The following is a 14,622-nucleotide window of genomic DNA, read 5'->3' as shown; positions in this document are numbered from 1 at the left end:
CTCACACGTCTCCCGCGATCGTGTTGCGCTCGCTCGGCTGCACGTACACCAGGCCGTCCCCCTCGAACCGCATCTGGAAGGCCTCGCCGCCGCCCTCCCCGAGCAGCGTGCGGAACGTCACACCGGACTGGAAGGACTGCCGCAGGTTCCCCTGGTGCGCCACGTAGGCCCCCGGGTCCACGGTCAGCGGGTACTGCGGGCTGACCCGCAGCACCACGGCCGGGCCGTCCGACATGATGGCCGCCTGGCCGTGGCCCTCGACGGTCGTCGTGAACAGCCCGTTGCCCTGCGAGGCCCCGCGCAGGCCCGTGAACTCGGTCCCCGTGCGCAGCCCGCCGTCGGTCGCGAGCAGGTTGCTCGACTCGACGTAGAGCTTGTCGCCCTGGAGGCCGACCAGGTTGATCTCGGAGGCGCGGTCGGCGAACCAGCAGGTCCCCCGCCCCTTCACCTCCATCAACGTCATCTGCTCGCCGGTGAGCCGCCGGGTCACCATCCCCCGTATGCCCTCGCCGCCGCCGCTGAGCTTCTTGAAGGCCATCTCGCCGTCGTACGCGACCATCGAGCCGTTCTTCGCCTTGACGGCGTCTCCGGTCATGTCGACGGCGAGCACCTTGCTGCCTTGGAGTCGGAACATCGCCACATACGGGAAGGTAGCCGCAGGTCCGGCCCTTCCGACAGGTCCCCCGGGTGGAGAACGACCCTGAGCGCACCCCTAGGGGCCGGGGCCCTCGGTGGTTTGCCACAATGGGCGGGACGCTTGTGCGTGCGTTCACAAACCGTTTCTCTCCCACCGAAGGTGACCCGTGGACCTCAAGACCGCCACCGCCCTCCGCCGCCTCCGCCTGGTCTCGGCCCCCGAGGCGATCTCGTTCCTGCTCCTGCTGGTCTGCTCGGTGCTGAAGCGGACCACGGAGTTCAACGCCGTGCCGGTGATGGGAGCGGTGCACGGGGCGCTGTTCGTCCTGTACGTGATCTTCTGGGCGGACGCGTGGAACCGGGCGAAGTGGCCGCTGCAGACCGCCGCGCTGTACTTCGTGCTCTCGGTGCTGCCGGCCGGCGGGTTCTTCGCGGAGAAGAAGCTGCGGCGTGAGGCCGAGGACGCGGTCATCGCGTCCCGGGCGCGCAACGAGGGAGTGGTGAACGCGTGATCGTCGCCTTCTCCGTGACGCCGCTGGGGGTCGGTGAGGACGTGGGGGAGTACGTCGCCGACGCCGTGCGGGTGGTGCGGGAGTCCGGGCTGCCGAACCGGACGGACGCGATGTTCACCTCCGTGGAAGGGGAGTGGGACGAGGTGATGGACGTCGTCCGGCGCGCGGTCGCCGCGGTCGAGCGGCGCGCGCCGCGGGTCTCCCTGGTCCTGAAGGCGGACATCCGGCCCGGTGTGACGGACGGCCTCACGTCCAAGGTCGAGACGGTGGAGCGGCATCTCGCGGGATAGCCCCGGCGGGTCCTGCGACGCCGACGAAACCCCGGTTCTTCCGAGAACCGGGGTTTTCGCGTACCCGGCGTGGTCCGCGGCCGCACGGTCCCGGCGCCCCACCCGCCTGGACGCCCCCAGTTCGACAGCGCCTCAAAGGTCCACTTTCGTATGGGTATCGGGGTATTGCGCTTCGATCAGGTCTCGACCATCTGGAGGGCGCTGTGCGGCCGGAGGGCTACGACTACGACTCCCACAGCCGACTCGCCGGACCGCTCACGGAGCCGTCCGGTGAGGCGTACCGGGTGCAGTACGCCTCGCTCCTCGCCCGCGAGCCCCGCCGAATACGAGCCGTCCTGCTGATGTGCCTCGCCCCGCTGCTGACCGGCGCCCTGCTGGTCTACCTCGTGTGGCCCACCCACTGGGTGGAGCGCGAGGGCGGCGACCGCTGGCTCGTCGGCCTCGACACCGCCATGCTGATCTCGATCGGCCTCATCGAGATCTTCATGCTGATCAACGTCGCCTCCGTCGCCCACGCCACGATGGTCGCCCGCGACCCCGTGCCCGTCGTCCCCGAACCGGGCACCCGCGTCGCGTTCCTCACCACCTACGTCCCCGGCAAGGAACCCCTCTCCATGGTCCGCGCGACCCTGGAGGGAGCCGTCCGCATCCACCACACCGGCCCCTTCGACGTCTGGCTCCTCGACGAGGGCGACGACCCCGACGCCAAGGCCCTGTGCGCGGAACTCGGCGTACGGCACTTCACCCGGCTCGGCGTCCCGGAGTGGAACCGCCCCGAGGGCGTCCACAAGGCCCGCACCAAGCACGGCAACTACAACGCCTGGATCGCCATGCACGGCGACGCCTACGACTTCTTCGCGTCCGTCGACACCGACCACGTCCCGCTCCCGAACTTCCTGGAGCGGATGATGGGTTACTTCCGCGACCCGGACGTCGCCTTCGTCGTCGGCCCCCAGGTGTACGGCAACTACCACAACCCCGTCACCAAGGCCGCCGAGTCCCAGCAGTTCCTCTTCCACGCCCTGATCCAGCGGGCCGGCAACCGCTACCGCGCACCCATGTTCGTCGGCACCAACAACGTCGTGCGCATCTCCGTCGTCAAGCAGATCGGCGGCCTGTACGACTCCATCACCGAGGACATGGCCACCGGCTTCGAGATCCACCGCCACCGCAACCCGGCCACGCACCACCACTGGCGTTCCGTCTACACCCCGGACGTGCTCGCCGTCGGCGAGGGCCCCGCCTCCTGGACCGACTTCTTCACCCAGCAGATGCGCTGGTCCCGCGGCACCTACGAGACGCTCCTGAAGCAGTACTGGAAGGCGCCCTTCAGCATGCCCCCGGGCCGCCTGCTGTCCTACACGCTGATGCTCGTCTACTACCCGATGACGGCCGTCAACTGGCTGCTCGGGATCGTCAGCTGCGTCCTGTTCCTCTGGTTCGGCGCCTCCGGCACCCAGGTCTCCGCGTCGGTCTGGATGATGCTGTACAGCGACGCCGCCGCCCTCCAGGTGGGCCTGTACCTGTGGAACCGCCGGCACAACGTCTCCCCGCACGAACCGGAGGGCTCCGGCGGCCTGGCCGGCATGGCGATGTCGGCCCTGTCCGCGCCGATCTACCTCAAGTCCCTCGGCGAGGCCCTGCTGCGCCGGCCCAGCCGGTTCGTCGTCACCCCCAAGGGCGGCGACGCCAGTCCCGACCGGCCGGCCACCTTCCGGATCCACCTCTTCTGGGCGGGCCTGCTGGCCACGTCCCTGGCCGCCTCGGTCGCCCTCGACCACACGCACGCCGCGATGCGCACCTGGGCCGTCCTCGCCATGGTCATCTCCCTGGCGCCGGCCGGGGTGTGGGCCGCGACCGTCCTCAAGGAGTACCGCGAGCGCCGCCCGCAGCCCGTGCCGGCCCCGCAGTCCGCACAGGCACCCGCCGCCGCGCGCGTGCCCGAATCCAAGGAGCCCGCCCCGGCGCTCGCCACCGTGTCCCCGGCGGCGGCCCCGGCGACCGGCACCACGACAGGAGGCAACTAGGCCATGGCCTACCAGCCCTCGCAGAAGACCAGGAAGACCGTCCTCGGCATCGGCGGCATCGCGGTCCTCGCGGGCCTGAACGCCCCGGCCGCACTGGACTTCGCCTCGGAGCAGTACCACGAGTACAAGATCGCCCAGCCCGGGTACAAGGCGAAGTACGGCTCCTGGGACCAGGTCGCCATCCCCGAGGAGTACCGCACCAACGCCATCCACGCCGCCCTGCTGCACACCGGCAAGGTGCTGATCGTCGCCGGATCGGGCAACGAGCAGCGCAAGTTCGACAAGGGCGAGTTCGACACGGTCCTGTGGGACCCGGAGAAGAACACCTTCAAGAAGGTCCCCACCCCGGAGGACTTCTTCTGCGCCGGTCACGCCCAACTGCCCGACGGGCGCCTGCTGGTGGCCGGCGGCACCGCGCGCTACGAGCTCCTCGACGGCGAGGTGACCCGGGCGGGCGGCGGCATGCGCGTGAAGAACGAGAGTCCCGACAAGGCGGTGCACCTGAAGAAGGGCACCCGCTTCCGCTCGCCGACGGGCGTCGAGTACGTCACCAGGTTCGACGTGACCGTGCCCAAGGCCAAGCGCACCTTCAAGGTCACGTACAACAGCCGCGGCGTGATGCAGCCCTGGAAGACCAAGGTCACCGCCAGCGAGGCCCGCGTCTTCGTGGAGGCCGTCAAGAAGGGCAAGCGGTCGGTCACCGACAAGCAGGCGCAGTACGCGGTCGTCGGCCTGAAGGGCAGGGCCGCCGAGAACGTCTACGGCCTCTCCGAGAAGATCACCCTCGACAAGCAGGACTTCCAGGGCATCCGCGCCGCCTACGAGTTCGACCCGAAGGCGGAGAAGTACGTGCCGGTCGACCCGATGGACAAGGCCCGCTGGTACCCGACGCTGGTCGGCCTGGACGACGGCCGGGTCCTCGCGGTGTCCGGCCTCGACGACGTCGGCATGATCGACCCGGGCGACAACGAGATCTACGACCCGGAGACCAAGAAGTGGTCGCCCGGTCCCAAGCGCTACTTCCCGACCTACCCGGCCCTGTTCCTCACCAAGGGCGGCAAGCTGTTCTACTCGGCCTCCAACGCCGGGTACGGGCCCGCCGACCAGGGGCGTGAGCCGGGGCTGTGGGACCTGGAGACCAACACGTTCCGCAAGGTGCCGGGCCTGAAGGACGTCGACCAGACCGAGACGTCGGCCTCCGTGCTGCTGCCGCCGGCGCAGGACCAGAAGGTGATGATCCTGGGCGGAGGGGGCGTCGGCGAGTCGCGCAAGTCCACCCCGCGCACGGCCGTCGTCGACCTGAAGAAGGACAACCCGGCCTTCGAGACCGGCCCCGACCTGCCGCAGGGCACCCGCTACCTGAACAGCGTGATCATGCCGGACGACACCGTCTTCACGTCCAACGGCTCGAAGGACTACCGCGGCCGCAGCGCCAGCAACATCCTCCGGGCGCAGTTCTACGACCCGAAGGCCAACGCCTTCCGGGAGGCCGCCGCGCCCAAGGTGGGCCGCAACTACCACTCCGAGGCGCTGCTGCTGCCCGACGGCCGGATCGCCACCTTCGGCTCCGACCCCCTCTTCGACGACCAGCAGAACACCAAGCTGGGCCACTTCGAGCAGCGCATGGAGGTCTTCACCCCGCCCGCGCTGCACAAGAACGCCCGCAGCCGTCCCGTGCTGAAGGACGGGCCGCGGAAACTGGACGAGGACCACCGGATCACGTTCCGCACGGACCACCCGGAGCGGGTGGCCGCGGCCCGGCTGATGCGGCCCAGCGCCGTCACGCACACCACGGACGTCGAGCAGCGCTCCATCGAGCTGGACATCACCAGGAAGGGCGGCACAGTGACGTTCGACGTGCCGCGCGACCCGGCGCTCGTGCCGCCCGGCTGGTACATGCTGTTCGTGACGGACGCCGAGGGCACGCCCTCCAAGGCCAAGTGGGTCCACGTGGAGTGAGCGGGGCCCGGGTCAGCCCTTGGCGTTGCGCGCCAGCTCCAGGGCGTACTCGGGCCACCAGCGCCCGGCGGCCGGACCGCCCTCGCAGGTGCCGTCCGACTCGCCGGGCCGCTTGATCCACAGGTAGGCGTCGACGACGGGACGGCCGGTGGCGGTGGTGGGCGGGGTGCCCAGCGCCCTGCCCGGCGGGTTGCACCAGACGCCGGACAGGGGGCCGTTGCCGTTGCGGCTGGTGTCGACGACGAAGTGCTTGCCGCCGAGCGCCTCGGCGAGCCGGCCGCCGTAGTCGGTGCTGACCTGGTCGGTCTGGAAGTTGGACACGTTGACGGCGAAGCCGTCGGCCCGCTCGACACCGGCCCGCCGCAGCGGCTCGACCAGCTTCCGGTGGTCCCTGATCCAGTCGGCGTTGCCCGCGTCCAGGTAGACCTTGGTGTGCGGCTGCTGCTTCAGGCGGGTGATGGCCTCGGCGAGCAGCTGCTCGCGCTCGGCGTGGTACTCGGCGGGGGTGCAGCCGTCCACCACGTGCGCGACCGCGTCGGGCTCCAGGACGACCAGGGCGTCGGCCTCGCCGAGGGCCTCGGCGAACTTCCCGATCCAGTCCCGGTAGGCGTTCGCGTCCGCGGCCCCGCCCGCCGAGTGCTGGCCGCAGTCGCGGTGCGGGATGTTGTACGCGACGAAGACCGCCGTCCTGCCCTCCCGGCTCGCGGCCGAGGCCGCCGCCCGGACCGCCGGTGCCGGATCCAGCTCGCCGGCCGGCCACAGCGCGACCGGCTGGTCGGCGATCCGCTCGATCAGCTCGGCGTCCTCCTCCCGGCCCTGCTGCCGCCAGAGCCGCGCCTGCCGGGCGGCGGGGCTCTGCGGGTCGACCCAGAACGGGGAGGCCGCGTAGCCGGCCTGTGTCGTGTCGACGTCGGCGGCTTCGTCGCGGGGCGAGGACGAGCAGCCCGCGGCGAGACCGAGCGCCGCGAGCGCCGCGAGGGCGTGGATCAGCCGAGTCATGCCGCTCCCTGGAGAATGGTGACGGTGGGTGACGAACGCTAGGCAATCGTGACACACCGGAACGAAGCGCCATGGAAGGGACATGGCTCGGCCGCACTCCCGCCGGCATCCCCTCGTCGGCCCGACCGAAGGGCGAGACAGGGCTGACCGCCATGTGACCGGCCGGTAAGGTCGGGTTCGTGCCGAAGCCGCTCAGTCTCTCCTTCGACCCGATCGCGCGCGCCGACGAACGCTGGAAGCAGCGCTGGGGAAACGTGCCGTCCATGGCCGCGATCACCTCGATCATGCGGGCCCAGCAGATCCTCCTCGCGGAGGTCGACGCGGTGGTCAAACCGTACGGGCTGACGTTCGCGCGCTACGAGGCGCTGGTGCTGCTCACCTTCTCCAAGTCGGGCGAGCTGCCGATGTCCAAGATCGGCGAGCGGCTCATGGTCCACCCCACCTCGGTGACGAACACCGTGGACCGGCTGGTGCGGTCCGGTCTGGTCGCCAAGCGGCCCAACCCGAACGACGGCCGCGGCACCCTCGCCAGCATCACCGACAAGGGCCGCGAGGTCGTCGAGTCGGCCACCCGCGACCTGATGGCGATGGACTTCGGGCTCGGGGTGTACGACGCCGAGGAGTGCGCGGAGATCTTCGCGATGCTGCGCCCGCTGCGCGTCGCCGCGGGGGACTTCCAGGACCAGTGACCCGGGGCAAGATCTCCCGGAACGGGTCGTTACGCTCGACGGCATGAAAAAGAGCGTGCTGACCCGCTACCGCGTGATGGCCTACGTCACCGGCGTCCTGCTGGTCCTGCTGACCTTCGGCATGATCGGCAAGTACGTGCTCGACCTGGACGGCGCGGCCGACTTCACGCGCGTCGTCAGCATCGCGCACGGCTGGCTCTACGTCGTGTACCTGGTGTTCGCCTTCGACCTGGGCTCCAAGGCCAAGTGGCCGGTGGCCAAGCAGCTGTGGGTGCTGCTCGCGGGCACCATCCCCACCGCCGCCTTCTTCGTGGAGCGCAGGATCAGCCACGAGCTGCAGGGCCGGGTCGCGGAGGACGCGCCCGCGCCCGCCAAGGCGTAACCGCACCGCCGTACGGGCGAACGTACGGCGGTCTGCCATCGACATTTACTAGGACGTCCTAGTAACTTCGAGGGTATGGACGCTCACGCCATAGAGGAAGGCCGCCGTCGCTGGCAGGCCCGGTACGACGCCGCGCGCAAGCGCGAGGCCGACTTCACGACGCTCTCCGGCGATGCCGTGGAGCCGGTGTACGGGCCCCGGCCCGGGGACACCTACGAGGGCTTCGAACGGATCGGCTGGCCGGGGGAGTACCCCTTCACCCGCGGCCTGTACGCCACCGGCTACCGGGGGCGGACGTGGACGATCCGGCAGTTCGCCGGGTTCGGCAACGCCGAGCAGACCAACGAGCGCTACAAGATGATCCTCCGCAACGGCGGAGGCGGGCTCTCGGTCGCCTTCGACATGCCGACGCTGATGGGGCGCGACTCCGACGACCCGCGCTCGCTGGGCGAGGTGGGGCACTGCGGCGTCGCCATCGACTCGGCCGCCGACATGGAGGTCCTGTTCAAGGACATCCCGCTCGGTGACGTCACGACGTCCATGACCATCAGCGGCCCGGCCGTCCCGGTCTTCTGCATGTACCTGGTCGCCGCCGAGCGGCAGGGCGTCGACCCGTCCGTGCTGAACGGCACGCTCCAGACGGACATCTTCAAGGAGTACATCGCGCAGAAGGAGTGGCTCTTCCAGCCCGAGCCGCACCTGCGGCTCATCGGCGACCTGATGGAGCACTGCGCGGCCGGCATCCCCGCGTACAAGCCGCTGTCCGTCTCCGGCTACCACATCCGCGAGGCCGGGGCGACGGCCGCGCAGGAGCTGGCGTACACCCTGGCCGACGGCTTCGGATACGTGGAGCTGGGGCTCTCCCGCGGGCTGGACGTGAACGTCTTCGCGCCCGGCCTGTCCTTCTTCTTCGACGCCCACGTCGACTTCTTCGAGGAGATCGCCAAGTTCCGCGCGGCCCGCAGGATCTGGGCCCGCTGGATGCGCGACGTCTACGGCGCCACCTCCGAGAAGGCCCAGTGGCTGCGGTTCCACACCCAGACCGCCGGCGTCTCGCTCACCGCGCAGCAGCCGTACAACAACGTCGTGCGCACGGCCGTGGAGGCCCTGGCGGCGGTGCTCGGCGGGACCAACTCGCTGCACACCAACGCCCTCGACGAGACCCTCGCCCTGCCGAGCGAGCAGGCCGCCGAGATCGCACTGCGCACGCAGCAGGTGCTGATGGAGGAGACCGGCGTCGCCAACGTGGCCGACCCGCTGGGCGGCTCCTGGTACGTCGAGCAGCTGACCGACCGGATCGAGGCCGACGCGGAGAAGATCTTCGAGCAGATCAAGGAGCGGGGGCTGCGCGCGCACCCCGACGGGCAGCACCCCATCGGGCCGATCACGTCCGGCATCCTGCGCGGCATCGAGGACGGCTGGTTCACCGGCGAGATCGCCGAGTCGGCGTTCCGGTACCAGCAGGCGCTGGAGAAGGGTGAGAAGAAGGTCGTCGGCGTCAACGTCCACACCGGCTCGGTCACCGGCGACCTGGAGATCCTGCGGGTCAGCCACGAGGTGGAGCGCGAGCAGGTGCGGGTCCTGGCCGAGCGCAAGGCGGCCCGGGACGACGCGGCGGTGCGCGCCGCGCTGGACGCGATGCTGGCCGCCGCGCGCGACGGCTCCAACATGATCGGGCCCATGCTGGACGCGGTGCGCGCGGAGGCCACGCTGGGCGAGATCTGCGGGGTGCTGCGGGACGAGTGGGGGGTCTACACGGAGCCGCCCGGCTTCTAGGGCCTGTCGTTCGGATCACGCCGCAGACGCGTGGTCCGGCACGCACATCTGCGGCGTTGTCGTCGGTCACCGACGCTCCGCGTCGACTCCCTCCTCCGCCTTGCAGCTGCACGCACCGGACCACGCTCACCGGCATGGAACAGCAGGGTCACTTTCCTGCGACCTGATCCGAACGACAGGCCCTAGACGAGGCCGTGCAGCAGCACCTGGGTGAAGCCGCGGACCCACTCCTCGTCCACCGGCTGTCCGCTCACCAGGGTGCGGTGCACCACCGCGCCCGCCACCATGTCGAAGATCAGGTCCACCGTGCGGGCGGCCGCCCCGGGGTCCGGTTCCGGCGGGAGTTCGCCTCTCGCCTGGGCCCGGGCGCGGCCCTCCAGGACCAGGCGTTTCTGGCGGTCGACGACCGAGGCGCGCACGCGTTCGCGCAGGGCGTCGTCGCGGGTGGCCTCCGCCACCACCGCCATCAGGCCGCTCTTCGCCTCGGGGAGGGCCAGGATCGTCGCGAACTGCAGCACCACGCCCTCGATGTCCGCCGCCAGGGAGCCGCGGTCGGGGAGTTCCAGCGCGTCGAAGAGTTCCGCCACCGCGTCGACGACCAGTTCGTTCTTGCCCGCCCAGCGGCGGTAGAGGGTCGTCTTCGCGACGCCCGCGCGGGTCGCGACGTCTCCCAGGGTGAGTCCGGACCAGCCCAGTTCCACGAGCGCCTCCCGCGTCGCGGCCAGGATCGCGGTGTCCGCCGCGGCGCTGCGCGGGCGCCCGGTGCGGCTGGCGGGGCTGCGGCTCTGCATGTCCCGACGATAAACCGGGGGTTCCCCCGCGGCGCCGTGAGGGAGATCACCGGAACACGGTGTCCCGGCGGCCCGGTGGGGCATTACGCTACGACGCGTAGCGAAAGCCCGTGCGGGACGTGCGCGGGCTGCGCACAGCACGGCGTGGGGTGGGGACCCGGCGCCGAAGGGGCACCCGGTCGCCCTTGCCTTGACACCGTTTTCACACGCGCGCGCAGTACGGGGGAGGATAGGCGCATGCAGCCACGGAACATGTCCATGAGCGGAGTCGTCGACCTCGCCGCGGTGAAGGCGGCCCAGGAGGCCAAGGCGAAGGCGGAGCAGGCGCGCGCCCAAGCAGCCCGTGAGGGCGGGACCGGGGCGATCTCCCCGGCCGATCTCGTCATCGACGTCGACGAGGCGGGGTTCGAGCGGGACGTCCTGCAGCGGTCCGCCGAGGTGCCGGTCGTCATCGACTTCTGGGCCGAGTGGTGTCAGCCCTGCAAGCAGCTGAGCCCGGTCCTGGAGCGGCTGGCCGTCGAGTACAACGGCCGCATCCTGCTCGCCAAGATCGACGTCGACGCCAACCAGATGCTGATGCAGCAGTTCGGCATCCAGGGGATCCCCGCGGTCTTCGCGGTCGTCGCGGGGCAGGCACTGCCGCTCTTCCAGGGTGCCGCGGGCGAGGCGCAGATCCGGCAGACCCTGGACCAGCTGGTGCAGGTCGCCGAGCAGCGCTTCGGCCTGACCGGCCTCACCGTCGACCCCGAAGCCGAGCCCGGGGGCGCCCCGGCGGCCCCGGAGCGGCCGGCCGGCCCGCACGACGCGCTCCTCGAAGCCGCCGTCCAGGCGCTGGACTCGGGTGACCTGGGCGGTGCCGTCCAGGCGTACAAGAACGTGCTGAACGAGGACCCGGGCAACGAGGAGGCGAAACTGGGTCTCGCCCAGGCCGAGTTGCTCCAGCGGGTGCAGGGCGTCGACCCGCAGCTGGTGCGCAGGGAGGCGGCCGAGAAGCCCGCCGACGTGCAGGCGCAGATCGCCGCCGCCGACCTGGATCTGGTGGGCGGCCACGTCGAGGACGCCTTCGGCCGGCTGATCGAGACCGTGCAGCGTACGGCCGGGGACGACCGGGACACGGTGCGGGTGCGGCTGCTGGAGCTGTTCGAGGTGGTCGGGCCCGAGGACCCGCGGGTGACCGCGGCGCGCCGGGCCCTGGCACGCGCCCTGTTCTGACCAGTCGTTAAACGCGGGGGCCTGTGGTGCCCGCGTGAAAACTTCGCCCGAAGAGGGTCACTGCGGCCGCGCTTTACCAAAACTTGGTAATCGCGGCCGCTGTTACTGCGAGTAAGTCATGGGCGTTGATCTGTCGGATTCTGTCCAGCGATCAACAGCTTTGTACCGCCACCCCGGGCCACCCTGTGTCGCCGACCGAGACCGATGGGTCGTTGTTCGGTTATCCCCCCGTTACTAGCGAGTAACGAACCCCCTTGTGCGGGCGGCGAGAATGCACCACGATCGGCCACGCTCGGTCCAATCCCGTACCCCGGCAGCCGGTTGGGTCGCGGGACGTCCTGGGTCCCCACCGAGCAGAGCCGGCGGCAGTGGCGCCGGCTCTTGGACAGGGGGGTCTTCGCCCACTCGGCGAAGCCTGTCCAGCAGGTTGTGCGTGATGCGTGTCAGGCGCGACCAGTGGTTGTCGCTCGGGGGTGATCGCCGGTGATTCGGGCGCTAGTTGCGCCGCCGAGTGCAGGCGCTCTCCTTCCCGAGGACGTAGCACTTCTCCCATCCCTGCCCGGCTGAGCCACGACTCGGGGCGAGCCAGGACAGGAGATGTACGTCCGAGAAGGAGGAAATATGGAGTCCCAGGTGCGTGGCGGGACCAGATGGAAGCGGTTCGCTGTGGTCATGGTGCCCAGCGTCGCCGCCACGGCTGCGATAGGTGTCGCCCTCGCTCAGGGTGCTCTGGCCGCGTCGTTCAGCGTCTCCGGCCAGTCGTTCAAGGTCACGACCGACCAGCTCGTCGGTGAGGGCTTCTCGCAGTACGGCGCCCTCGACGAGGGATACACGCTCGACGGCAAGAAGTCGGTGCACCCGGTCGCGGTCTCGTCGTTCAAGTCGGCGACGATCAAGAACCTGTGCCAGTCGGTCGTCACCCCGAACATTCCGGTGCTCGGGAACGTCAGCCTGATCCTGCGCGCAGGCCAGGGTGCGAAGCCGGTCGAGGCCCAGAACCTCTACATCGACGTCGCCGACCTCAGCGCGGACGCGACGTTCGAGAACATCGACATCGGTGTGGCCGCCAAGGACGCCACCAAGGGTCCGGCCATGAGGAAGGGCGAGACGGCGAACCCGTACGGCTTCGCCCAGCAGGCCGACCGGGCGACCCTGACCGACGTGAAGCAGACGGCGTGGGCGACCACCGCCGGAACCTTCAAGCTCAGCGGCCTGAAGATGTCGCTGTCGACGGGTGTCAAGGAGTGCTACTAAGCACTCGCTGACGGGCGGGGGAGCCGATGGCGCCCCCGCCCGTCCACCTCCCGGCCGCGCCTTCACGCGCGGCCCACATCTCCACCACAGCAACGCCGTACCAGGGAGCTGTTTTTCCATGAGCGCCGAGACTCCTGCCGCAGGCGGCCAGTTCACTCTCCGGAGGCAGCAGTTCCGCGCCTGGCGGGGTACGCGGCCGTTCTGGGCCGGGCTGTTCGTCCTGCTCAGCGGGCTGCCCATCGCCTACTTCCCGTACGCCAACCTCCAGATCGGTCACCTGACGCTGGCGATGGCGACCACCGCGGGTGCCGGGTCCCTGATCATCGGCGTGCTGCTCGTCGTCCTGGGCGTCAGCCTCTGGTTCCAGAAGCACGTCCGCGTCTTCGCGGGAGTCGCGGCCATCCTGCTGGCGCTGGTGTCCATCCCCGTGTCCAACCTCGGCGGCTTCCTCATCGGCTTCCTGCTCGCCCTCGTGGGCGGCGCGATGGCCGTGGCCTGGGCGCCGGGCGCACCGCCGGCCGGGCAGCTCGCCACCCACGCCGGCACGGGCGCGGGCGGGGCTCCCGAGGCCACGGACCACGACACCACGGCGGCGGGGCCCGTGGGCGCGGCGGACGAGCCGAACGATCTGTCAGGAACGAACCCGGCCAACGGGGCGAACGGGAGGCACAGTGCCGGCTGACGAGGTGACCCACGGGGCTGATGTGGAGGCGTCCCGTGTGAGAACCGGGCCGCGCCACGCGGCACCCAAGAAGCCGCTGTTCACCAGGTTCAACAGGCCGGCCGGCAAGGCGATAGCCATGGCGGCGATGCCGACGGCGGTGCTCATGGGGATGGGCTTCACGTCGACGCTCGCCATCGCGGACAGCGACAGCCCGGCGAAGCCGACCTCCAGGAGCCTGACGGCCGAGGAGTACAAGGACTGCGTGGCGGCCCTGGAGGACGAGGGCAAGACCGCCGGGGACGACGCCTCGGCCTCGCCCACGCCGTCCCCCTCGGCCAGTGACGGCGCGGCGGACGGCAAGGACGACCAGAGCGGCCCGGCCCCGAAGCCGTCGCCCTCCACCGGCACGGGCGGCACGGACACGAGCGAGGGCGGTTCCTCTTCGCCGGATTCAGGTTCCGACGACAAGGACGAGCCCGCGCCCGCCCCGTCCGCGAGCGACCCGGCCCCGGGCGACGACGCGACGGCCACGCCGTCCCCTTCGCCGTCGCAGAGCGGCGGCGGTCTGCTGGAGGGCATCGGCGACGCCATCGACGGCATCCTGGGCGGCGGGGACAAGGCGGAGGCGAGCCCGAGCCCCACCCCGTCCGCCACGGCGTCCGAGACGGCCGAGCAGCCCGCCGAGGACGCGACCGGCACCGCCCGGGAGACGACCGACAAGGCCACCGGCTCCGCCGAGGACACCGTCGGGGACGGCGCGGGGAAGGCCGAGGAGCCGGCCCGCGACGCCGAGGACGCCGCGAAGGCCGTCGAGAAGGCGGCGAAGGAGAAGGCCGCGGAGGCCACCGCCTCGCCCAGCCCGACGCCCAGCGCGAGCGCCACCACGGACCCCGACGACTGCCCGGCCGCCACCGACGCCGAGGGCGGCGTCGACAACAAGGTGCCGCTGCCCGACGACCCCTGGTACCTCAACGCCAGCTCGCTGACGCTCAAGGGCGCCGACTACAAGGGCGTCGTCGAGGTGCGCACCGCCAACGGCTCGGTCAAGAAGGTCCTCAAGTACGTCATCTCCGGCGGCACCGACATCGGTGACCTCCACCAGACGGTCAAGGACAAGCAGTCCGGCAAGACCTACCACGTGCAGGCGGCCAAGGGCTCGACGTCCACGATCCGCGACGGCGACACGGTGATGTACACCGAGAGCATCTCGGGCAACCTGCTCGGGCTGATCCCGATCACCTTCGACCCGGAGCACCCGCCGCCGCTGAACATCCCGCTGATCTACTTCACCAACGTGAAGGTCACGCAGGCGGGCCAGTTCGGCGGGACCCTGCACGTGCCCGGACTGCACAACTACATCGACTGAGCGTCACCAGAGCCCGTTCGGGAGCCGCACACACGAGGGCGCCCCCTGGATCCCAGGGGGCGCCC

Annotated in this window: 14 protein-coding genes; 11 read left to right on the top strand and 3 right to left on the bottom strand. The window is 70.7% G+C overall.

The annotated features are described in order from the left end of the window. Position 1: 1 nt before the first annotated feature. A complete protein-coding gene (locus ACF07N_RS07000) occupies positions 2 to 634 on the bottom strand; it encodes an AIM24 family protein (protein WP_094055881.1) in 633 nt (210 codons plus the stop codon). 169 nt (positions 635 to 803) lie between these two features. On the opposite strand from ACF07N_RS07000, the gene ACF07N_RS06995 reads away from it, so the two are divergent. From ACF07N_RS06995 to ACF07N_RS06980, 4 genes are all read left to right on the top strand, one after another. Continuing rightward, positions 804 to 1,148, top strand: a complete 345-nt coding sequence (locus ACF07N_RS06995) for a DUF3817 domain-containing protein (protein ID WP_383325283.1) — start codon at positions 804 to 806, stop codon at positions 1,146 to 1,148. Beyond that, the gene (locus ACF07N_RS06990; RefSeq protein ID WP_383325286.1) at positions 1,145 to 1,438 is read left to right on the top strand and encodes an MTH1187 family thiamine-binding protein; all 294 of its coding nucleotides are present in this window, start codon (positions 1,145 to 1,147) and stop codon (positions 1,436 to 1,438) included. Before ACF07N_RS06995 ends, ACF07N_RS06990 begins: the two co-directional genes overlap by 4 nt. Positions 1,439 to 1,641: 203 nt before the next feature. Continuing rightward, the gene (locus tag ACF07N_RS06985) at positions 1,642 to 3,465 is read left to right on the top strand and encodes a glycosyltransferase family 2 protein (protein ID WP_392109370.1); all 1,824 of its coding nucleotides are present in this window, start codon (positions 1,642 to 1,644) and stop codon (positions 3,463 to 3,465) included. 3 nt (positions 3,466 to 3,468) lie between these two features. Continuing rightward, the gene (locus ACF07N_RS06980) at positions 3,469 to 5,424 is read left to right on the top strand and encodes a galactose oxidase-like domain-containing protein (protein WP_383325292.1); all 1,956 of its coding nucleotides are present in this window, start codon (positions 3,469 to 3,471) and stop codon (positions 5,422 to 5,424) included. A 12-nt stretch (positions 5,425 to 5,436) separates the two neighbouring features. Here ACF07N_RS06980 and ACF07N_RS06975 read toward each other — a convergent pair whose 3' ends face one another. Further along, the gene (locus ACF07N_RS06975; RefSeq protein ID WP_392109366.1) at positions 5,437 to 6,423 is read right to left on the bottom strand and encodes a glycoside hydrolase family 6 protein; all 987 of its coding nucleotides are present in this window, start codon (positions 6,421 to 6,423) and stop codon (positions 5,437 to 5,439) included. 179 nt (positions 6,424 to 6,602) lie between these two features. Between ACF07N_RS06975 and ACF07N_RS06970 the strand changes: the two genes are divergently transcribed. The 3 genes from ACF07N_RS06970 to ACF07N_RS06960 all read left to right on the top strand — a co-directional run bounded on the left by ACF07N_RS06970 (position 6,603) and on the right by ACF07N_RS06960 (position 9,270). Further along, positions 6,603 to 7,112: a MarR family winged helix-turn-helix transcriptional regulator gene (locus tag ACF07N_RS06970; protein ID WP_383325298.1), complete on the top strand. Its 510-nt coding sequence runs from the start codon at positions 6,603 to 6,605 to the stop codon at positions 7,110 to 7,112. A 43-nt stretch (positions 7,113 to 7,155) separates the two neighbouring features. Then, entirely contained in the window at positions 7,156 to 7,494 is a 339-nt protein-coding gene (locus ACF07N_RS06965) for a DUF3817 domain-containing protein (RefSeq protein WP_383325301.1), read from the top strand. Positions 7,495 to 7,569: 75 nt separating this feature from the next. Then, positions 7,570 to 9,270 (top strand): methylmalonyl-CoA mutase, encoded by a 1,701-nt coding sequence (locus ACF07N_RS06960; RefSeq protein ID WP_392109362.1) that lies wholly within the window; start codon positions 7,570 to 7,572, stop codon positions 9,268 to 9,270. Between the two features lie 182 nt (positions 9,271 to 9,452). Here ACF07N_RS06960 and ACF07N_RS06955 read toward each other — a convergent pair whose 3' ends face one another. Further along, positions 9,453 to 10,061 carry a TetR/AcrR family transcriptional regulator gene (locus ACF07N_RS06955; RefSeq protein ID WP_383325307.1) on the bottom strand — a complete coding sequence of 203 codons (609 nt, stop codon included), beginning with the start codon at positions 10,059 to 10,061 and terminating at the stop codon, positions 9,453 to 9,455. 237 nt (positions 10,062 to 10,298) lie between these two features. Here ACF07N_RS06955 and ACF07N_RS06950 point away from each other — a divergent pair, with 237 nt between their 5' ends. From ACF07N_RS06950 to ACF07N_RS06935, 4 genes are all read left to right on the top strand, one after another. Further along, a complete protein-coding gene (locus ACF07N_RS06950; protein ID WP_383325310.1) occupies positions 10,299 to 11,273 on the top strand; it encodes a tetratricopeptide repeat protein in 975 nt (324 codons plus the stop codon). A gap of 621 nt (positions 11,274 to 11,894) precedes the next feature. After that, positions 11,895 to 12,527 carry a DUF6230 family protein gene (locus ACF07N_RS06945; RefSeq protein ID WP_094055872.1) on the top strand — a complete coding sequence of 211 codons (633 nt, stop codon included), beginning with the start codon at positions 11,895 to 11,897 and terminating at the stop codon, positions 12,525 to 12,527. A 118-nt stretch (positions 12,528 to 12,645) separates the two neighbouring features. Beyond that, positions 12,646 to 13,209 carry a DUF6114 domain-containing protein gene (locus ACF07N_RS06940; protein ID WP_392109357.1) on the top strand — a complete coding sequence of 188 codons (564 nt, stop codon included), beginning with the start codon at positions 12,646 to 12,648 and terminating at the stop codon, positions 13,207 to 13,209. Beyond that, positions 13,199 to 14,557, top strand: coding sequence for a hypothetical protein (locus tag ACF07N_RS06935; protein ID WP_392109354.1), 1,359 nt, complete (start codon positions 13,199 to 13,201; stop codon positions 14,555 to 14,557). The genes ACF07N_RS06940 and ACF07N_RS06935 overlap by 11 nt, the downstream gene beginning before the upstream one ends. Positions 14,558 to 14,622 lie beyond the last annotated feature (65 nt).

It is taken from the genome of Streptomyces sp. NPDC015242, from assembly GCF_043079125.1.
GTDB lineage: Bacteria > Actinomycetota > Actinomycetes > Streptomycetales > Streptomycetaceae > Streptomyces.
This window is presented reverse-complemented; position numbering and strand designations above follow the sequence as displayed.

Excerpts from the sequence above, each read along its gene's own strand:
- ACF07N_RS06945 (WP_094055872.1), top strand. The coding sequence starts at position 11,895 with ATGGAGTCCCAGGTGCGTGGCGGGACCAGATGGAAGCGGTTCGCTGTG.
- ACF07N_RS06955 (WP_383325307.1), bottom strand. The coding sequence starts at position 10,061 with ATGCAGAGCCGCAGCCCCGCCAGCCGCACCGGGCGCCCGCGCAGCGCC.
- ACF07N_RS06950 (WP_383325310.1), top strand. The coding sequence starts at position 10,299 with ATGCAGCCACGGAACATGTCCATGAGCGGAGTCGTCGACCTCGCCGCG.
- ACF07N_RS06940 (WP_392109357.1), top strand. The coding sequence starts at position 12,646 with ATGAGCGCCGAGACTCCTGCCGCAGGCGGCCAGTTCACTCTCCGGAGG.
- ACF07N_RS06960 (WP_392109362.1), top strand. The coding sequence starts at position 7,570 with ATGGACGCTCACGCCATAGAGGAAGGCCGCCGTCGCTGGCAGGCCCGG.
- ACF07N_RS06965 (WP_383325301.1), top strand. The coding sequence starts at position 7,156 with ATGAAAAAGAGCGTGCTGACCCGCTACCGCGTGATGGCCTACGTCACC.
- ACF07N_RS07000 (WP_094055881.1), bottom strand. The coding sequence starts at position 634 with ATGTTCCGACTCCAAGGCAGCAAGGTGCTCGCCGTCGACATGACCGGA.
- ACF07N_RS06980 (WP_383325292.1), top strand. The coding sequence starts at position 3,469 with ATGGCCTACCAGCCCTCGCAGAAGACCAGGAAGACCGTCCTCGGCATC.
- ACF07N_RS06975 (WP_392109366.1), bottom strand. The coding sequence starts at position 6,423 with ATGACTCGGCTGATCCACGCCCTCGCGGCGCTCGCGGCGCTCGGTCTC.